Annotated in this window: 16 protein-coding genes; 8 read left to right on the top strand and 8 right to left on the bottom strand. The window is 68.8% G+C overall.

The features are described 5' to 3' along the window. Positions 1 to 153: 153 nt before the first annotated feature. The 4 genes from ACLJPX_RS38320 to ACLJPX_RS38305 all read right to left on the bottom strand — a co-directional run bounded on the left by ACLJPX_RS38320 (position 154) and on the right by ACLJPX_RS38305 (position 5,324). Entirely contained in the window at positions 154 to 1,701 is a 1,548-nt protein-coding gene (locus tag ACLJPX_RS38320; protein WP_410605174.1) for a purple acid phosphatase family protein, read from the bottom strand. Positions 1,702 to 2,142: 441 nt separating this feature from the next. Next, on the bottom strand, positions 2,143 to 2,403 hold the full coding sequence (locus tag ACLJPX_RS38315) for a hypothetical protein (protein WP_410605173.1): 261 nt from the start codon (positions 2,401 to 2,403) through the stop codon (positions 2,143 to 2,145). A gap of 187 nt (positions 2,404 to 2,590) precedes the next feature. Continuing rightward, entirely contained in the window at positions 2,591 to 4,543 is a 1,953-nt protein-coding gene (gene glpK, locus ACLJPX_RS38310) for a glycerol kinase GlpK (RefSeq protein WP_410605172.1), read from the bottom strand. Between the two features lie 13 nt (positions 4,544 to 4,556). Next, entirely contained in the window at positions 4,557 to 5,324 is a 768-nt protein-coding gene (locus tag ACLJPX_RS38305; protein WP_016335197.1) for an IclR family transcriptional regulator, read from the bottom strand. 151 nt (positions 5,325 to 5,475) lie between these two features. Between ACLJPX_RS38305 and ACLJPX_RS38300 the strand changes: the two genes are divergently transcribed. Genes ACLJPX_RS38300 through glpD form a run of 3 tightly spaced genes read left to right on the top strand, consistent with a single transcriptional unit; the run spans position 5,476 to position 9,553 of the window. Next, on the top strand, positions 5,476 to 6,297 hold the full coding sequence (locus tag ACLJPX_RS38300; RefSeq protein ID WP_101608590.1) for an MIP/aquaporin family protein: 822 nt from the start codon (positions 5,476 to 5,478) through the stop codon (positions 6,295 to 6,297). 20 nt (positions 6,298 to 6,317) lie between these two features. Next, entirely contained in the window at positions 6,318 to 7,835 is a 1,518-nt protein-coding gene (gene glpK / locus ACLJPX_RS38295) for a glycerol kinase GlpK (protein ID WP_410605171.1), read from the top strand. Positions 7,836 to 7,840: 5 nt separating this feature from the next. Next, the gene (gene glpD / locus ACLJPX_RS38290; RefSeq protein ID WP_410605170.1) at positions 7,841 to 9,553 is read left to right on the top strand and encodes a glycerol-3-phosphate dehydrogenase; all 1,713 of its coding nucleotides are present in this window, start codon (positions 7,841 to 7,843) and stop codon (positions 9,551 to 9,553) included. An 82-nt stretch (positions 9,554 to 9,635) separates the two neighbouring features. Here the strand turns inward: glpD and ACLJPX_RS38285 are convergent, their stop codons facing one another. Then, on the bottom strand, positions 9,636 to 10,367 hold the full coding sequence (locus tag ACLJPX_RS38285) for an SDR family oxidoreductase (RefSeq protein ID WP_410605169.1): 732 nt from the start codon (positions 10,365 to 10,367) through the stop codon (positions 9,636 to 9,638). Positions 10,368 to 10,475: 108 nt separating this feature from the next. Here ACLJPX_RS38285 and ACLJPX_RS38280 point away from each other — a divergent pair, with 108 nt between their 5' ends. Then, positions 10,476 to 10,958 (top strand): RrF2 family transcriptional regulator, encoded by a 483-nt coding sequence (locus ACLJPX_RS38280; protein ID WP_410605168.1) that lies wholly within the window; start codon positions 10,476 to 10,478, stop codon positions 10,956 to 10,958. Between the two features lie 3 nt (positions 10,959 to 10,961). Here the strand turns inward: ACLJPX_RS38280 and ACLJPX_RS38275 are convergent, their stop codons facing one another. Beyond that, complete coding sequence (locus ACLJPX_RS38275) at positions 10,962 to 12,248, bottom strand: MFS transporter (RefSeq protein WP_410605167.1); 1,287 nt, start codon at positions 12,246 to 12,248, stop codon at positions 10,962 to 10,964. A 67-nt stretch (positions 12,249 to 12,315) separates the two neighbouring features. Between ACLJPX_RS38275 and ACLJPX_RS38270 the strand changes: the two genes are divergently transcribed. The 3 genes from ACLJPX_RS38270 to ACLJPX_RS38260 all read left to right on the top strand — a co-directional run bounded on the left by ACLJPX_RS38270 (position 12,316) and on the right by ACLJPX_RS38260 (position 16,657). After that, the gene (locus ACLJPX_RS38270) at positions 12,316 to 13,266 is read left to right on the top strand and encodes an Lrp/AsnC family transcriptional regulator (protein ID WP_410605166.1); all 951 of its coding nucleotides are present in this window, start codon (positions 12,316 to 12,318) and stop codon (positions 13,264 to 13,266) included. Between the two features lie 432 nt (positions 13,267 to 13,698). Continuing rightward, positions 13,699 to 13,914, top strand: coding sequence for a hypothetical protein (locus tag ACLJPX_RS38265; RefSeq protein WP_101608584.1), 216 nt, complete (start codon positions 13,699 to 13,701; stop codon positions 13,912 to 13,914). A gap of 166 nt (positions 13,915 to 14,080) precedes the next feature. Next, positions 14,081 to 16,657 carry a glycoside hydrolase family 3 protein gene (locus ACLJPX_RS38260; RefSeq protein ID WP_410605314.1) on the top strand — a complete coding sequence of 859 codons (2,577 nt, stop codon included), beginning with the start codon at positions 14,081 to 14,083 and terminating at the stop codon, positions 16,655 to 16,657. 79 nt (positions 16,658 to 16,736) lie between these two features. On the opposite strand, the gene ACLJPX_RS38255 is transcribed toward ACLJPX_RS38260, so the two are convergent. Then, positions 16,737 to 17,936, bottom strand: a complete 1,200-nt coding sequence (locus tag ACLJPX_RS38255) for an oxygenase MpaB family protein (RefSeq protein WP_410605165.1) — start codon at positions 17,934 to 17,936, stop codon at positions 16,737 to 16,739. Between the two features lie 85 nt (positions 17,937 to 18,021). Here ACLJPX_RS38255 and ACLJPX_RS38250 point away from each other — a divergent pair, with 85 nt between their 5' ends. Next, entirely contained in the window at positions 18,022 to 18,681 is a 660-nt protein-coding gene (locus tag ACLJPX_RS38250) for a TetR/AcrR family transcriptional regulator (protein ID WP_410605313.1), read from the top strand. Here ACLJPX_RS38250 and ACLJPX_RS38245 read toward each other — a convergent pair. Then, positions 18,635 to 19,300 carry a TetR/AcrR family transcriptional regulator C-terminal domain-containing protein gene (locus ACLJPX_RS38245; protein WP_410605164.1) on the bottom strand — a complete coding sequence of 222 codons (666 nt, stop codon included), beginning with the start codon at positions 19,298 to 19,300 and terminating at the stop codon, positions 18,635 to 18,637. The genes ACLJPX_RS38250 and ACLJPX_RS38245 overlap by 47 nt on opposite strands. Between the last annotated feature and the right edge of the window lie 45 nt (positions 19,301 to 19,345).

Raw genomic sequence — 19,345 nt, 5'->3', positions numbered from 1 at the left:
GCGATCATCGTTGTCCCGTCTCGTTCTTGTCATGAACGTGTAACAGCGGCCGACTGCACGGAAACCGTTCCGGCGCTTCGGAAACCGGGCCGGACCTGGTGTTCGGATACCAGCCGATCGGCCGATGTGGACCGGCTTTCCGGTCGATGCGGATCAGGAACGCTGCACGATGACCTGATCGACCAGGGTGCCGTCGGCGCTGATCGCGCGAACGTCCATTTTGGGCGGCGTGGTGCCCGTGCCCGCGATGACGTCGACCGCGACCAGGCTGTACCCGCGGAACCGGACGCGGGACCAGGTGACCTTCTTGGTGCGGTCCTGGCCGTCCTTCTCCGAGTACTTCATCGGGACGGGGGCGTCGTTGGGGGTCTCATGGCCGAGGTAGGTGTCGGGGGCCGGGAACTCGGAGACGCTGCCGCCACCGCCGCCCGCGGTGATGTAGGTCGTCCCGTCCTTGACCGGGTTCGTGGTCCCGCGCGACGGCACCTTCTTGACGGACTTGCCCGCGCGGATCGGATCGGTGCGCTCGTAGATGTGGTTGTGCCCGTTGAGGACCAGGTCCACTTGGTACTTGTCGAACAGCGGCCCCCAGTCCTTCTGCGCGCCGAGTTCGGCGCCGTTGGAATGGCAGGTGGAGTAGGTGCACTGGTGGCAGTAGACGACGATGAAGTCGATCGTGGGGTCGGCGCGGAAGGCGGCCAGCGTCCTACCGAGCCACTTGAGCTGTTTTCCCTTGGTGTAGTCCAGGTTCGACGGGCTGTTGTAGCAGACGTCGTTGCCGTCCAGGCTGACCAGCCCGACGTTCTGGTAGCGCCACGAGTAGATGCAGGTGGACCCGTCCCAGGCGTTGTCCGGCATGGTGAAACGTGCGCGGACGCCGCCGTAGCCGTCCGCGGAGTACCAGCCCTCCATCTCGTGGTTGCCGAGCGCCATCATCCACGGGATCCCCGCCGTGACGGGTTCGTTCTGCACGAAGAAGGAGTCCCACAGGCGCGCGTCGTACTGGTCCTCCTCCGGGTGTCCGCCCTCGCCCTCGAGGGCGTAGCTCAGGTCGCCCATGGCGAGGTGGAAGGCGGGGTCGAGGCCCGCGATGAGACTGCTGGTCGCGACGGCGTTGTAGCCGACACCCTGGTCGCCGAACGCGGTGAACGAGAACGTCCCGTCGCCGCCCGGTGCCGGGGCGGTGCGGAAACTCGCCATCTCGCCGAGCTTGGCGGCGGGGTCGTAACCCTCGTGTCCGACGACGTAGTAGTACGTGGTGTTGGGCAGGAGCCGGTCGATCCGGGCGTGGAGGTAGTACTGGGTGATCGCCTTCGGGCTGTTCGGCGGCACTTCCTCGACCGGATGCTGCCAGGACATCTGGCTGGTCAGCGCCCGGACTTCGGCCGGGATGGGCGGACTGAAGTCGCCGGGGACCGTGCCGATCCGGACGAACGGCGCGGTGACCGCCGCCGGTACCTGCCAGGAGACCACGACCTGCTGGGAGGGGTCGGCCCCGTAGGCGATGTGCCGTCCGAACGGCCGCAGCGCCGAACCCGCGACCTTGTCGGCGTTGAGCAGCACGGTCGGGCCGGGTGAGGCGATGGCGGTGCCGGACTGTAGGACGCCGCCGAGGGTGAGCGCCGCGCCGCTCACCGCACCCACCCGGAACAGGGTCCGCCGCGAGTACCGGTTGACGAAGTTGTCGTGCTTCTCGGCCAAGCTGAGCCGACGATAGGCTTGAGACCTGCTGTTTCGGGGAGTCTCAGACATGAAATCGAAGTTAAGAAGGCTTCTTAACTAAGTCAAGGGGTGAGGGCGGGCTGCACGGAACCGTGCAAGTGGCGGGCGGGCTTATGGGTGGTTAGGGCGGTTCTGACCGTCTTGTCGGCGCCACGGTCCAAAGGTTGTGTCCCGAAAGCCACTTTCGCGACGCCTGGGGTGGCTGGTCGCGCTCAGCGCTGAGTCACTGTCCGCAAGTAGTCCTCTAGATGCGGTCGGTCGTGAGCGGGCGAGAAACCCCGACCGACGCGTTCCGGCACTGCCCTGTCCACCTGAAGTACGTGATGGCCCCCTTCCTTGCGTCTAGCGCAGTGAAGGGGTCCTTCCTGTACTTGGGGAAGGGGCCCTTCACGGACTGCGCAGACCGACCCGGCCCCGCGCTCACACCAGTTCGGACGAGACGACCGAGCCCAGCTCCCGCAGTCGCTCCAGCAGCGGTTCGACCTCGTCCGCCGCGATCAGGACGGCGCAGGTCATGCTGCTTTCCCGGACCCCGTCGCGCACGTCGACCGACAGTTCGTGGACGAGGCAGCCGAGCGCGTCGACCAGGCCGGGGATCTGGTCGACGCCGCCGACGAAGTAGGTGGCGATCCGGCGGCGGACCATCAGGGACGAGCGAGGGGCGAAAGTGGTGAGCGACATCGTGGTCTCCAAAGGCGGGAAACGAGCAGGCCATGGAGGGCCAGGTCCCGGGAGATGCCCCGTGTCGAGGGGTCGCCGGAATGCGCGCCGGCGACCTGGTTCAGCCGGCGCGCTTGACTACGAGTCGGGTAAAGCGGAGTCGAGTCCAGCGCTGCACGGCGCCAGGCTAGCACGACCTACTGGCGAGTCACGAGAGCCTCAGCCGGGGACCCTGTTCGCGGATGTGGGCGGCCGAGCCGCAGTCGAGGTCGAGTTGCCGTCGCCGTTCCGCGGCGAAGGCGCGGCCGAGACCGGTTCGGTCTGAAGTGGACAGTGTGCGCCGGAGTTCGTTCAGCAACCCGCGTTCCTCCGCGCGGATATGCGCGTCGACCGAATTCTCCAGTGACGCCAACGCCTTTTCGAAGTCGTCCGGTTCCAGTACCGCCAGCAGTTCGGCGGCGAGCCCGCTCTCCGTCGCGTCAGGACGGACGATCCGTTCCGTCGCGGTGACGTGGGCGACCAGTTCCGCCGACAGTTCCGCGATCAGTGCCGGACGGTCGGCCTCGTCGTTGCGGAGATCCCGGAAGAGCTGCTCGATCCGGCGGTGATCGGCCAGCATGACCTCGACCAGGTCGGAGCCCGGGGGCGCGGCCGTCGGGCCCGGGCGCATCCAGCCGAACGTCAGTTCCACGGCCTGCCGCCAGTGCGCGTACTCACTGTCGCGGCGGGCGGGGTTCATCGACGGCAGCCATTGCCCGGCGCGGTGCCAGTTCCGGCGCAGGCCCTCCAGATCCGGCCAGTAGCCGACCGCCAGCCCGGCCGCGTACGCCGCGCCCAGCGACACCGTCTCGGCGACCATCGGGCGGACCACCGGCACGTCGAGGACATCGGCGACGAACTGCATCAGCAGGTTGTCCGCGGTCATCCCACCGTCCACTTTGAGCGTCGACAGCGCGAGCCCGGAATCGGCGTTCATCGCGTCGACGACCTCGCGCGTCTGCCAGCCGGTGGCCTCCAGCACTGCCCTCGCCAGGTGCCCTTTGGTGATGTACGACGTCAGCCCGGCGATCACGCCGCGCGCCTCGCTGTGCCAGTGCGGCGCGAACAGCCCCGAGAACGCGGGCACGATGTAGCAGCCGCCGTTGTCCTCCACCGTCCGGGCCAGCGTCTCGATCTCGGGCGCGCTGCCGATCAGTTCGAGGCCGTCGCGGAACCACTGCACGAGCGACCCGGTGACCGCGATCGAGCCCTCCAGCGCGTACACGGCGGGCTCGTCGCCGATCTTGAACCCGACGGTGGTCAGCATGCCGTGGGTCGAGAGCACCGGCGTCGGGCCGGTGTTGAGCAGCAGGAAGCTCCCCGTCCCGTACGTGCACTTCGCCTCGCCGGGCGCCAAGCAGGTCTGGCCGAACAGTGCCGCCTGCTGATCGCCGAGCGCCGCCGCGATCCGGATCCCCGGCACCACCCGCGACGTCGTCCCGTACACCTCGGCCGACGGCCGGATCTCCGGCAGCATCGCGCGCGGGACGTCGAAGAACTCCAGCAGCTCGTCGTCCCACGAGAGGGTCCGCAGGTTCATCAGCATGGTGCGCGAGGCGTTGGTGACGTCGGTGATGTGGACGCCGCCCTCGGGGCCGCCGGTGAGGTTCCAGATCAGCCAGCTCTCGACCGTCCCGAACAGGACGTCGCCGCGCTCGGCGCGTTCCCGCAGGCCAGGGGTCCTTTCGAGCATCCACCGGATACGGGGCGCGGAGAAGTACGTGGCCAGCGGCAGCCCACACAGCTGACGGACTCGGTCGGCGCCTGGTTCGCGGGCGAGGTGTTCGAGCATGGCGTCGGTGCGGGTGTCCTGCCAGACGATCGCGCGGCCGACCGGGTTGCCGGTGTGGCGGTCCCACAGCACGGTGGTCTCACGCTGGTTCGCGATGCCGAGCCCGGCCACTTGCCCGGCTTCCACGCCGGCGTCGGCCAGCGCGTGCGGCACGATCCGGGCGACGTTGCGCCAGATCTCCGTGGCGTCGTGTTCGACCCAGCCCGGCCGGGGGAAGTGCTGCTGGTGCTCGCGCTGCGCGACCGACACCAGCCTGCCGCGCGCGTCGAACAGGATGCACCGCGTCGAGGTGGTGCCCTGGTCGATCGACATCACATAGCGCTGGACCACGCGAGCACCTCCATCACCATCGGGACGCGCCGAGATCGCGGGAGACCGCTCGTGCCGCGTCGCGCACGTGGCCGAGCAGCCGGGGGATCGGGCTGCCGTCGGCTTCACAGATCCGTTCCGCCGCGCCGGACACCCCGATCGCGCCGACCACGATGCCGCCGTGGCCGCGGATCGGCGCCGCTATCCCGGCCTCGCCGGTGATCATCTCGCCGTTCTCGCTCGCCCAGCCCGCTTCGCGCACCTTGCCGCAGGCGCGTTTGATCGCGGTCTGGGTGACCAGGGTCCGGCGGGTGTAGGCCTCCGGGCCGCCGGTGCGCAACGATGCCACGAGACCGGTGTCGTAGGCCAGAAGTACTTTTCCGAGCGCCGTCGCGTGCAACGGCAGAAGCGTGCCGACGTCGAGCGTCTGCAGGCTGTCGTCGGGCCGGAACACGTGGTGCACCACCAGGACCCGGCCCTCCAGCGGGGCGCCGATCCGGACGGCCTCGCCGCTGCGCGCGGCCAGCGCGTCGGCCCAGTTGATCGCGCGCGACCGGAGTTCGTTGACGTCGAGGTAGCTCGTGCCGAGGTGCAGCAGTGCCGCGCCCAGTTGGTATTTCCCGGTGTCGCGGTCCTGTTCGACAAAGCCGACCCCTTGCAGGGTGCGCAGGATCCCGTGCGCCGTTCCCTTGGCGAGTTCGAGGGAATCGGCGATCTCGCCGACCCCGAGACGGCCGGAACCGCGCGCCAGCAACCGCAGGATCGCGGCGGCGCGCTCGATGGACTGGATCGGACCGGGCACGGCCCAACCGTAGCCCGACCGGCCCTGATTCGACAATGTCGAACATCGTCTCCGGACGTTCGACAATGCCGACCGGTGTCCGTTGACCCGGCGTTTCCGCGAACTTAACTTCGGCCTCAGCAGGGCAACGGTGTCCTTTGTGGAGGAAGCAATGGTGCGAAACCTCAAGGCTCGCGGACTCGCGGGCGAACTGGCGGCGGAGTTCGTCGGGACGATGATCCTCATCCTGTTCGGCTGCGGGGTGGTGGCTCAAGTCGTCGCCGCGGGCATCGGGGATCACGACAGCATCGCGTGGGCGTGGGGAATCGGTGTCACGCTAGGTATCTATGTGGCTTCACGGATCAGCGGCGCGCATCTGAACCCCGCGATCACCGTGGCGCTCGCGGTGTTCAAGGGCTTCTCGTGGCGCAAGGTCGCGCCGTACGCCCTCGCGCAGACCGCCGGCGCGTTCGTCGCGGCACTGCTGGTGCGCTGGAACTACACCGAGGTGCTCAACGCGGCCGATCCCGGCCTGACGATCAAGACCCAGGGTGTCTTCTCCACCCTTCCGGGTAACGGAACCCTTCCGGTGGGTGACTGGGGCGCGTTCCGCGACCAGATCATCGGCACCGCCATTCTCGCCTTGGTGATCTTCGCCATCACCGACCTCCGCAACACCGCGCCCGCCGCGAACCTCGCCCCGGTCGTCGTCGGTTTCCTCGTGGTCGCGATCGGCATGGCCTGGGGCACGAACGCCGGGTACGCGATCAACCCCGCGCGCGACTTCGGCCCGCGGCTGATGTCCTGGCTCACCGGCTACGACACCGCGTTCACCGATCAGTACGGCTATCCGTACTGGTGGATCCCGATCGTGGCCCCGATCATCGGCGCGGTCATCGGCGGCGCGATCTACAAGTTCTTCATCGAGCGCTACCTGCCCGCCGATCCGGCGCCGGAATCGTTGCCCGCCAAGGATCTCAAGACCGCCGCCTAAGCATCCGAAGGAGAGAATCCATGCCTGACCACATCGGCGCCGTCGACCAGGGCACCACCAGCACGCGGTTCATGATCTTCGACCACGGTGGCAACGAGATCGCCCGTCACCAGCTGGAGCACGAGCAGATCCTGCCGAAGCCGGGCTGGGTCGAACACGATCCGACCGAGATCTGGGAGCGGACCCGCTCGGTGATCGCCACCGCGCTCAACAAGGCGAACCTCACCGCGGCCGACCTCGCCTCGCTCGGCATCACGAACCAGCGTGAGACCACCGTCGTGTGGAACCGCCGCACCGGGCGCCCGTACTGCAACGCCATCGTGTGGCAGGACACCCGCACCGACCGGATCGCCTCGGCGCTGGAACGCGCGGGCAAGGGCGACGTCATCCGCCGCAAGGCCGGTCTGCCGCCCGCCACGTACTTCTCCGGCGGCAAGCTGCAGTGGATCCTGGAGAACGTCGACGGCGTCCGCGAAGACGCGGAGAAGGGCGACGCGCTCTTCGGCACCACCGACTCCTGGCTGATCTGGAACCTCACCGGGGGATCCGACGGCGGTGTGCACGTGACCGATCCGACCAACGCGTCGCGCACGATGCTGATGGACCTCGAAACGCTGGAGTGGGACGACGAACTGCTGTCGTTCTTCGACATTCCGAAGCAGATGCTGCCGTCCATCCGGCCGTCGTCGAACAACGGCGGCTTCGGCACCACCCGCGCGGACGGCCCGCTCGGCGGCGAGGTCGCCATCACCGGTGTGCTCGGCGACCAGCAGGCGGCGACCGTCGGCCAGGTGTGCTTCCGGCCCGGCGAGGCCAAGAACACCTACGGCACCGGCAACTTCCTGTTGCTCAACACCGGCCACGAGGTCGTCCGCTCGAAGCACGGGCTGCTCACGACACTGGCCTACCAGTTCGGTGACGAAAAGCCGGTGTACGCGCTGGAAGGCTCCATCGCCGTCACCGGGTCCGCCGTGCAGTGGCTGCGCGACCAGCTGGGCATCATCAGCGGAGCTTCGCAGAGCGAGAGCCTCGCCCGTCAGGTCGAAGACAACGGCGGCGTCTACTTCGTCCCCGCGTTCTCCGGGCTTTTCGCGCCGTACTGGCGTTCCGACGCGCGCGGCGCGATCGTCGGCCTCACCCGGGCGACCACCAACGCGCATCTGGCGCGGGCGACGCTCGAAGCGATCTGCTACCAGACCCGCGACGTCGTCGAGGCCATGCAGAACGATTCCGGCGTCACGCTCGATGTGTTGCGGGTGGACGGTGGTGTGACCGCGAACGAACTCTGCATGCAGTTGCAGGCCGACATCCTCGGCGTGCCGGTGTCGAAGCCGGTCGTCGCCGAGACCACCGCGCTCGGGGCCGCCTACGCGGCGGGACTGGCCGTCGGGTTCTGGAAGTCGACCGACGAGCTGGAACAGAACTGGAACGAGGACAAGCGCTGGACCCCGTCGTGGACCGACGAGCAGCGCACCGAGGGCTACGCGGGCTGGCAGAAGGCCGTCGGCCGCACGCTCGACTGGGTCGAGGTCGAGTGAGCCCGATGAACAGGAGGAACACCGTGAAATCCGTACCGCTTTCGCCGGTCTACCGTGCCGAGACGCTGCGCAAGCTGGCTCGCGAAGAGGTCGACGTGCTGGTCGTCGGCGGGGGAGTGACCGGTGCCGGCGTCGCGCTCGACGCGGCGTCACGCGGGCTCTCCGTCGCCCTCGTCGAGGCTCGTGACTTCGCCGCCGGGACGTCCAGCCGGTCCAGCAAGCTGATCCACGGCGGGCTGCGCTACCTGGAGAACCTGGACTTCAAGCTGGTCCGTGAGGCGCTGAAGGAGCGAAGCCTGCTGCTGCAGACGCTGGCGCCGCATCTGGTCCGGCCGGTGAAGTTCCTGGTGCCGCTCAAGCACCGCGTCTGGGAACGCGGCTACATCGGCGCCGGTGTCACGCTCTACGACACCCTCGGCGGGGCTCGCGCACTGCCGCGTCACCGGCACCTGTCCAAACGCGGCGCGGGCAAGGTCGCGCCCGGGCTGGCCGAAGACGCCCTGATCGGCGCGATCCAGTACTACGACGCCCAGGTCGACGACGCCCGGCACACGATGACCATCGCGCGGACCGCGGCCGAGCAGGGCGCCTCAGTCCTCACCCGGGCGCGGGTGACGTCGTTGATCCGTGACGGCGAACGCGTCGTCGGCGCCAAGGTCGTCGACCGCGAGAGCGGCGCGGAGATCGAGGTCCGGGCGAAGACGGTCGTCGCGGCCACCGGTGTGTGGAGCGACGACATGGCGGAGGCGGCGGGCATCCCCGCGCCGTTCACCGTGCGCGCGTCGAAGGGCATCCACCTGGTGGTGCCGCGCGAGAAGATCGATCTGGACACCGGGCTGATCCTGCGCACGGAGAAGAGCGTCCTGTTCGTCATCCCGTGGGGACGGCACTGGATCGTCGGCACCACCGACACCGAATGGGATCTCGACCGCGAGCATCCGGCGGCCAGCCAGGCGGACGTCGACTACGTGCTCGGCCACCTCAACGCCGTCCTGCGCACGCCGATCACCGCTGACGACATCGAGGGCGTGTACGCCGGGCTTCGGCCGCTGCTGGCCGCGAAGGCGACCTCGACGACGAAGCTGTCGCGCGAGCACGCGGTGGCGCACCCCGTGCCGGGCCTGGTGATCGTGGCGGGCGGCAAGTACACGACATACCGGGTGATGGCCGCGGACGCCGTCGACGTCGCGGTGGAGGACCTCGGCCGCCCGGCGCCGTCGTCGTGGACCGAACGGCTTCCGATCGTCGGCGCGGCGGGCTACCACGAACTGTGGGGCGCGCGGCATTCGCTCGCTCAGCGCGCCGGCCTGCCGCTCGACCGGGTCGAGCACCTGCTCCAGCGTTACGGCACCGCGATCGAGGACATCCTGGAGTCGATCTCGGAGCGCCCCGAACTGGGCGAGCCGATCCCGGGGACGGCGGAGTACCTCAAGGCCGAGGTGGTCTACGCCGTCTCGCACGAGGGCGCGCTGCACCTGGAGGACGTCCTGACGCGCCGCACCCGGATCTCGATCGAGGAGCGGGACCGCGGCGTGACCGCGGCGCCGGTGGTGGCCACGCTGATGGCGCCGCTGCTGGGCTGGGACTCGCACCGGCAGGAGCGCGAGGTCGCCAACTACCTCGCCCGGGTCGAAGCGGAACGTTCCGCCCAGGCCCAGCCGGACGACGAAGCGGCGAACGCGAGCCGCCTCGCCGCCCCGGCCTTGCTGTCCAGCTGAGTGAAGGGGCCCTTCACCGCATGCGATGCGGTGAAGGGCCCTTTCGTCGCATCGCATGCGGGCATGGTCCCCTTCAGCTCCGCTACTTGATCCAGTCGAGGTACCGGGTCGCGGCGATGCGGGCGCCGTTCTTGGTGGTGAGGACGTCACCCTTGACGGCGGAGAACATGCCCGCCGTCTCGTCGACCGTCACCGAACGCGAATCCCCCTTGGCGGACAAGGTGATCCGGCCCAGTTCGTCCAGCGGGTAGACGTCCGGTCCGCCGACGTCGAGGGTGCCGTTCAACGGCTTTCCCGCCGAGACCTCGGAAACGGCGGCGGCGACGTCGGCCGCCGCGATCGGCTGGATCGGCGTGCTGGGCAGCCGGACCGTGTTGTCGTCGGACGTCCAGGACAGGACGGCGCCGACGAATTCCATGAACTGGGTGGCGCGGACGATCGAGTACGGGACACCGCTGTTCTTGAGGATGTCCTCCTGCAGCGTCTTGGCCTGGTAGTAGTCGAGCTCGGGGACCTGGTCGACGCCGACGATCGACAGGATCACGAAGTGCCCGGTGCCCGCCTTCTTCGCCGCGGCCACGAGGTTGTCCATCGAGGTCCGGAAGAACGCGGGGGAGGCCTCGTCGAAGGTCGGGGAGTTCGAGAGGTTGACGACCACGTCGGCGCCGTCGAGCGCGGTGTCCAGACCCTGGCCGGTGAGGAGGTCGACCCCGGTGGACGGCGAATGCGGCACCGCCTCGTGCCCGGCCTCGTTCAGGTTCCGCACGACCTGCGAGCCGATCAGCCCGGTCCCGCCGATGATCGCGAATTTCATGACCCAGTGCCCTTCGTCGATGGATGTCCGCTAACTCGGACAACTCATGTCCGAGATAATACTCAGACACATTGTGTCCGAGTCAAGAGCCGGGTTAGAGTCATCCGGGTGAAGATGTCCGGTGGGGTCGAGTGGGCCCTGCACTGCTGCGTCGTGCTGACCTCGGTCGACGAACCCGCGCCCGCCGCGCGCCTGGCGCAGCTTCACGACGTCTCCCCGAGCTACCTCGCGAAGCAGCTCCAAGCGCTTTCCCGGGCCGACCTCATCCGGTCGGTGCAGGGGAAGGCCGGCGGTTACGTCCTCACCCGGCCGCCTTCGGAGATCACGGTGCTGGACGTCGTCGAGGCCATCGAAGGACCCGGCCCGGCCTTCATCTGCACCGAGATCCGGCAGCGCGGCCCGATGGCGACGCCGCCCGAAGCGTGCACGGCGCCGTGCGCCATCAGCCGTGCGATGGCCAACGCCGAAGTCCAGTGGCGCGCGGCGCTGCGCGAGGTCACCATCGCGAATCTGGCCGACGACGTCAGGGGCGACTACGGTCCGGGCGCGCTCGCGGGGATCGGTGCCTGGTTCAAGGCCGCTGACGGCTAGCCTTCAGCTCTTGGGCCGCATCAGCGCGGTGGCCGCCATGGTCGCGATCACCAGCACTGCCGCGAGCGAGAAGGCCTGTGCGGGGGAGTGCCCGCGCAAGTAGACGGTGCCGAACACCGCGACACCCAGCGTCGCGCCCATTTGCTGCACCGCGTTCAGCAGCCCGGCCGCGGAGCCTGTCTCTTGTGGACGGACGCCCGCCAAAGCCGTGGTGAAGAACGGCACCGTGAACAGTCCCAGCCCGAGCCCGCCGATCCCGAGGGCGGGAAGCAGCGGTCCCGCCATCGCCAGCAGGACTCCGGCGAGCAGCAGCGTCAGCCCGGCGAAGGCGACACGCAGTCCATAGCGGGGCACGAGCCATTTGCCCGCCATCCACGACGACACCGCGAGGCCGCCAGACCACGGCAGCAGCGTCAAGCCGGACTCCAGCACTCCGCGGCCCTCGTCGAGTTGCTGATGCAGGACCACCACGAGCATCGACCCGTTCATCACCGCGAAGAACAGGGTCGACGCCGCCAGCGCCGCGGGGAAGCCGCGACGGGCGAACAAGCTCGGCTCGACCAAAGGATGCCGCCGGTTCCGCTGGTGGAATCCGAACAGCACGAGCACGCCGGCGCCGCCGGCGAAAAGGCCCCAGTTCCACGTATCGATCAGAGGCAGCACCAGCAGTCCGACGCCGAGCGAGACGAGCACGGTGCCCGGGACGTCCAGCCGGACCGGCCGCTCGGCGCGGTCTTCCGGCAGCAGCCGTCCGGCCACCAGGATCGCGATCGAGATCGGCACGTTCACCAGGAACGCCGCCCGCCAGGACACCAGATCCGTCAGCAGGGCGCCGAGCAGTGGCCCGCTCACCGCGGACAAGCCGACCACCGGCCCGTTCCAGCCGAGCGCCGCGGCCAGCGCGGGGCCGGTGAACAGGACCTTGATCAATCCGATGGTCTGGGGGATCACCAGGGCCGCCGCCATCCCCTGCGCCGCTCGCGCGCCGATCAGCACGCCGGTGCCCGGCGCGAACGCGCAGCACAGCGACGCGAGGGCGAACACGGCGACACCGGACAGGAACACGCGGCGGCGGCCCAGCAGGTCGCCGAGCCTGCCGCCGGTGATCAGGAGAACCGCGAACGGAAGTGTGTAGGCGGCGCCGAACCAGGGGATGGCGGACGCGGGTCCGCCCAGGCCGGCGTGGATCGCCGGACCGGCGACCTGGGTGATCGTCGCGTCGAGCACGTTCATCGCTTCGGCCGCGAGCAGGATGGCGAGCGGGGCCGGACCGGTCTTCGTCACTTGCATGGCCGAGATCGTGCGGCGAGGATGAATCCTGTTCCAGGAAACCGGCCTCGGATGGGCGAAATTTTCCATGCTCGACGACATCGACCGCGCTTTGATCCACGCGCTGCATCTCGACGCCCGTGCGCCGTTCAGCCGGATCGGCGCGGTGCTCGGCGTTTCGACACAGACCGTCGCCCGTCGCTATCAGCGGCTCCGCGCCGAAGCGGGGTTGCGCGTGGTGGGCCTGCCCGATCCCGACCGGGCGGGGCTGACGCAGTGGCTCGTGCGGCTCACCGCGCAGCCCGCCACCGCGCGGACCCTCGCCCGCTCGCTGGCCAAACGGCCGGACACGTCCTGGGTGAAACTCACCTCGGGCGGCACCGAGATCGTGACGATCGCGCATACGCCGAGGCATTCGCCGAGCGCGATGCTGCTGCACGACATCCCTCGTACCGCGAGCGTCACGGCGGTGTCCGCGCATTTCATCCTGCACACCTACCTCGGTGGCCCGACCGCGTGGCACGGGCGGGTCACCGCGCTGACCGAGGAGCAACAGGACGCGTTACGGCTGTCGGAACCCGTCGCGGACGACGTCCCGCCGACCGCGGCGGACCACGCGCTGATCGCCGCCCTCCGGCACGACGGCCGGGCGAGCATCGCGGATCTCGCCGCCGCGGCCGGTCTGGCGCCGGCGACCGCGACACGACGCCTGTCCGACCTTCGCGCGCGGGGCGCGCTTTTCTTCGACGTCGAGATCAGCGCGGCCCTGTACGGCGTGACCACGCAGGCGTTCCTGTGGATGGCCGTCGCGCCGGCGGACCTCGACGAGGTGGCGACGACGCTGGCCACCCACGAGGAACTGGCCGTCGTCGTCGCCACGACCGGGCCGACCAATCTGGCCGCGCAGGCGCTCTGCCCGGATCCCGCCGCGTTGCATCGCTACCTCACGCACCGGCTCGGTGCGCTGCGCGCGATCCACACGGTGCACACCGCGCCGGTGCTGGAAATCGTGAAGGCGGTCGGGCCGCTCACCGGCTGAACCGGTCCGCATGTTCCTTGACCCACTGGGCGAACGTCCGCGCCGGACGGCCGAGCACTCGCTCGACCGTGTCGTCCACGGTCCTTGCCTCCACCGGCGGATCGCTGTGCCAGCCGATGACGTATTCGGCGTCCTGCGGGGAAACGCCGTCGGCCAGCAGCCGGTCATCCGCCGCACCCCCGCGGACACGGCGCGCTCGACCAGATCGGCGCCGACGTCGGCGAGACCGGCCGTCACCGTGACGTGCAGCCGCGTGACCCCGTCGAAGTCGAGCGTTTCCGGCGCGGTGTGCGTGCCTTCCACCAGTTCGACCCCCGCCGGAAGCCGGGCCGTGGCGGGATTCCTGGTCGGACCGGTCAGGAATCGAGAAGCGTTTGCACCGGGGTCGTCCTTAGCGTCGTCCGCGCAGGAAAACGACACCGGGAGGTTTCCATGAGCAAGCGCATCCGGACGTTCCACCGCTGGACGTCCCTCGTCTTCGTCGCCACCGTCATCGTCTGCTTCGTCGTCGTCGCGCAGGGGGACCCGGCCGAATGGGTGCTGTACACGCCGCTCCCGCCGCTCTTCCTGCTGATGTTCAGCGGCCTCTACCTGTTCGCGCTGCCGTACACCGCCAAGCGGCGTAACCGGCGGCAGGTGGCCGGGTGACGGGCCGGGTCTTAGTTCACGGCAAAAATTAACTTTCGTCGTACCCGCCCGAAACCCTTGACGTGCTCGCCGGGTCCGGTGAGGATCGGCCGGTCCCTCCTCCCGCAGAATGGACCAGACCATGGCAAGACGTTCTCGTGCGCGCCGAAGTCCGCTCATCGCCTTGATGAGCCTCACCCTGCTCGGCGGGGCCGTGGTGGCCGCGCCGTCCGCGGGTGCGGCCGAACAGCCCGTGATCGGGAAACCCGCGCTCGACCGGGACGGCTGTGCCCGGATCGAGAAGAGCCTGCCCACCCTCGCCGACTGGCCGAAGGTCGAGAGCCGGTTCAAGGGCAAGACCGGTGACGAGGCGCGGATCGCCCAGATCCTCGGGGGAATGACCCTCGAGGAGAAGGTCGGGCAGATGACGCAGCCCGAGATCGCCGCCATCACCCCCGACGAGGTCCGCCAATACTCCATCGGCTCGGTCCTCAACGGCGGCGGTTCGTGGCCGAACCAGGACAAGCACGCTTCGCAGCAGGACTGGCTGAAGCTCGCCGACTCCTACTGGGACGCCGCCAAGACCAGCCGGACGAAGATCCCGGTGATCTGGGGCATCGACGCCGTGCACGGCAACAACAACGTGTACGGGGCCACCGTCTTCCCGCACAACATCGGTCTCGGCGCGGCGCACGACCCGTGCCTGGTGCGCGACGTCTCCGCGGCGACGGCCCGGCAGATCCGCGCCACCGGCCAGGACTGGGCTTTCGCGCCGACACTCGCCGTCGTGCAGGACGACCGCTGGGGCCGCACCTACGAAGGGTTCTCCGAGGACCCGCGGATCACCCGGGCCTACGGCTACGAGGCGATCAACGGCCTCCAGGACGGCTCGACCAAGCGCATCGGCTACAACGGCGTGATCGGCACCGCCAAGCACTTCATCGGTGACGGCGGCACCCTCAAGGGACAGGACCAGGGCGTCACCCCGGCGTCCGAAGCCGAGATGATCAACGTCCACGGCCAGGGCTACTACGGCGCGCTCGCGGCGGGCTCCCAGACCGTGATGGTGTCGTTCAACAGCTGGACCAACGCCGAACTCGGGATCGACGAGGGCAAGCTGCACGGCAGCGACAAGGCGCTGAACCAGATCCTCAAGGGCAAGATGGGCTTCGACGGTCTCGTCGTGTCCGACTGGAACGGCATCGGCCAGGTTCCGGGCTGCACCAACGCCTCGTGCCCGCAGGCGATCAACGCCGGCATCGACGTCGTGATGGTCCCGCACGACTGGAAGGCGTTCATCACCAACACCGTCGCGCAGGTCAACGGCGGTCAGATCCCGGTCTCGCGGATCGACGACGCGGTGACCCGCATCCTGCGCGTGAAGCTGCGCTCCGGGTTGTACGAGTCGCAGAAGCCGTCGGATCGTTCCTACGCGAACTCCGACGACGCGCTCAAGGAGACCTGGCTGGCGCGTGACGCGGTGCGCTCGTCGCAGACGCTGCTGAAGAACAACGGCAACGTGCTGCCGCTGAAGCCGAAGTCCAAGGTCCTGGTGGTCGGCAAGAGCGCGGACAGCATCCAGAACCAGACCGGCGGCTGGACGCTGAGCTGGCAGGGGACCGGCAACACCAACGCCGATTTCCCGAACGCCACGTCGATCCTGTCCGGTCTCAAGCAGCAGCTCGGCGACGTCAACGTCACCTTCGACGAGAAGGGCGACGCCGACCCGAAGGGCTACGACGCCGTCATCGCCGTCATCGGTGAGACCCCGTACGCGGAAGGCGTCGGCGACCTGACCCGCAAGACGCTCGAAGCCTCGAAGCTGTACCCCGAGGACCTGGCGGTGCTGGACAAGGTCAGTGGCAAGGGTGCTCCCGTCGTCACCGTCTACGTCGGTGGCCGTCCGCTGTACATGAACAAGGAGATCAACCGCTCCGACGCGTTCGTCGCGGCCTGGCTGCCCGGCACCGAAGGCGGCGGCGTCGCCGACGTCCTCGTCAAGGGCGGGTTCAAGGGCACGCTGCCGTACTCGTGGCCGAAGAGCGCTTGCCAGACGCCGCTGAACCCGGCGTCGCCCGCGTACGACCCGCTGTTCAAACTCGGCTACGGCCTCAAGACCGGCCAGCGCGTCACCGTCGGGCAGCTGGACGAGACCGTCGGCCCGGTGGCCTGCGGGTCGACCGGTGGCGGCGGCACCGCGACCGAGGACCTCGAGGTGTTCAACCGCACGGATATCGCGCCGTACAAGGGTTTCATCGGCTCCGCGCAGAACTGGGGCGGTACCGAGATCGGCCCGGACGGCGCCGCTTCGCACGCCGAGATCGACGTCGTCCAGTCCGACGTGAACGTCCAGCAGGACGGGCTCAAGTCGACCTGGACCGGGACCGGCCCTGCCCAGCTCTACTTCCAGAACCCGGCCGGTACCAACGATCTGCGCGGATATCTCAACGCGGACGCGGCGCTGGAGTTCGACACGATCGTGCATCAGGCACCGGCCAATCGGACGGTGATCAGCATGCACTGCGTCTACCCGTGCTTCTCCGAGGTGAACGCGACCAAGCTCTTCACCGATCTGGCGGGTGCGCCGAAGTCGACGGTGAAGATCCCTGTGTCGTGCTTCGCCACCGGGCTGGACCTGGAGAACATCAACACGCCCTTCCTGGTGTACACCGACGGCAAGTTCTCGGCTTCGTTCGCGAACGTGCGGTGGGTGCCCAAGGGGGCCCAGGATCCCGACGCGAGACCTTGCTCGAGTCTGAACTGACCCCCTCGCGCGTGCTATGAAAGGCCCGTTACTTGCAAATTTTGCAAGTAACGGGCCTTTCATAGCACCGGTGACCCCCTCACGAAGGCCGGTTCATGTCCGGGATCTCGATGTGCACGGGCCTGCCTTCCGAGAGCCACAGCCGGATGTACCGCCGGATCGCCTCGTCCAGCACCCAGGCGACCGGCGGCACCAGCGGCAGCGGGATGAGCTTTTCGTGAAACGCCACCAGCGCCGGGAACGCGGTACCGATCAGCGGGTCCCAGATCCGCTCCCGCGGGATGCCGTTCCACTGGGAGACCCGGTCACCGACGATGTGGCGGGCCAGCGCGTTGACCATCGGCCGGTCGGCGCCGCCCGGGCTGGTCTGCTCGGCGAGCATGTCCAGGAGGATGTCGGTGAGTTCGACGCCCTCGCGGGTCGGTCCCATCGCCGGGTCGAGCACCTGCGTGGACTGCGAGTAGGCGGCGTCCCAAGTCGAGGGCAGGTACTCGTCGCTGATCCCGAGCATGTGCCCGGTCACCTGCCAGATGTGCAGGTACGCGGCCGAATGGGCGGGGGAGACCCGGACGCGCCAGTCGGTCAGCTTGCGCATCGTGTAGGTCGGCAGTGTGTGCCAGGTGACCAGCATGTCGTTCTGGCTGATCGGGATTCCCTGCTGCCAGTGCGGTGACTGCGGCAGCAGATGCCGGACGGCGGCGTGCACCAGGCGGGTCTTCACCGCCGAGACGATCATCTGGCCGTCGGGCCGGTAGGCGTTGAGCGAACCGACGTCGTAGCCGAGTTTGGCCGTCTTCGCGACGCGGTCCTTCATGTCCGCGCCGCCCTTGGAGTAGTAGACCGCCCTGGCCTCGTTCGGGATGGCGGTGCTCAGCATCCCGCCGCCGAGCCCGTTCAGCAGGTTGACGAAGCGCCCGCTGACCTTCATGAAGTCCGCGGCCTTGTCCAATGTGGACTGATCGGCCCACGACGGGAGCCGTCGCGCGTACTCGACGAACTCCCGCAGGTCCGGTGGGAGCCCGGACGGCGTCGGCTGGTCGTTCCTGGTCCAGGTCCGCAGCGCGCGGTTGACCTCCGCGACCTGCCCCCGGTCGAGGACCGCGGCGACCACCGGATCGGCTTCGGCGTCCCACACCCATTTCGGATCGGTGCCCGCCCCCGCGCCGGCCACCGAACCGCTCGGACTCCACGCCCAGGCGGGCTGGGCCATCCCCATGGCCCCCAGCAAGGTCGCTCCGCCACTGACGATCAGCATCTTGCGTCGATTGAGTTCGGTCATGCGCCAGTACTCCTCCTTGAGTCCCGGACCTGCGGATTGATACTGTGATACAAGTAGTGCAACCGCGTATCTCAAGGAGAGCACAATCGTCGCGAAGACACCAGACCCGGATTCTCTGCTGGAGCGCGCGCTCACCGACGCGCTCGAACGCGCCGAGGAGGGCGACGCGATCGCGCTCCGGCTGCTCGACGCCGCCTACGAGCAGTTCTGCCGGATGGGGATCCGGCGGTCCACCATGGAGGACGTCGCGCGCCGGGCCGGTGTCTCGCGGATCACCGCCTACCGCCGGTTCGCCACCAAGGACGCCCTGGTCGAACAGGTCGTGCGGCGCGAGTTCCGGCGCTACTTCGACCAGTTCCTGCTCGATATCCAGCAGGCCGAAACCGCCGCGGACCGGGTGGTGCTCGGCTTCGCCAGCGCGCTGCGGGCGATCCGGCACAACCCGCTGATCGGCGGGCTGATGGCCGTCGAGCCCGACGTGCTCGTCCCGTCGATGGTCAGCGACGGCGGCAACACCCTGGCGACGGTCCAGCGGTTCGTCGCGGGGCAGCTCCGCCGCGAGCAGCAGGCGGGCAACGTCTCGGAAGACGTCGACGTCGAACTCGTCGCCGAACTGATGACCCGGGTCTCCGCGTCGTTCCTGGTCACTCCCAGTCAGGTCATCGATCTCGACGACGACGAGCAGGTCCGTGAGGTGGCTAGGCGGTTCCTGGTCCCGATGCTGCGGCCGCGACAAGGCCGTTGATCAGCAGTTCCAGTGCCCGGACGAAGTCCCGCTCGGGATCGGCGGACCTCAACGCGGGTATCGCGCGGCTGAAGTGCGGCAGGACCTCGGGGTCGACTCGCCGGAGATGGAGATCCGCCTGTTCCCGTTCGGATTCGCCGCGGCGCGGCATGGTGAAGCCGACGGTCGTCAGCAGCAGGGAGCCGAAGATGAGACTGTTCAGCGCGCCCAAGGTCTGGCGGACGCCGTCGTCTTCGAAGCCGGCTTCGTAGAGCGCGCCGACGAGATCGTCGAGCGGTTGCAAGGCCCGCAGTGATTTCGGGTTGGCCTCGTCGGTGGCCAGCGCCATCGGCACGACCGGATGCCGGGCGAGCGCGCGGTAGATGTTGAGCGCGGTGACCCGCACCCGTTCCGGCCACGGCGAATCCGGGTCCGCGCGCTCGATGCCGCTGTAGACGCGTTCCGCGATGCCGTCGAGGATGTCGGTCTTGTTCTGCACGTGGTTGTACAGCGCCATCGCTTCGACGCCGAGCGTCTTGGCGAGCTTCCGCATCGACAGCCCCTTGAGGCCCTCTTCGGCGGCCAGGGCGAGCGCCGCGTCCAGGACCTTCTCCCGGTTCAACGGTTCTCTCCGCGTCATCTCGCGCCCTTCGCTTGACAGGTTTACGGTGTATCTATCATATTT

Origin of the sequence: Amycolatopsis sp. lyj-90 (assembly GCF_046549035.1) — a bacterium.
GTDB lineage: Bacteria > Actinomycetota > Actinomycetes > Mycobacteriales > Pseudonocardiaceae > Amycolatopsis.
This window is presented reverse-complemented; position numbering and strand designations above follow the sequence as displayed.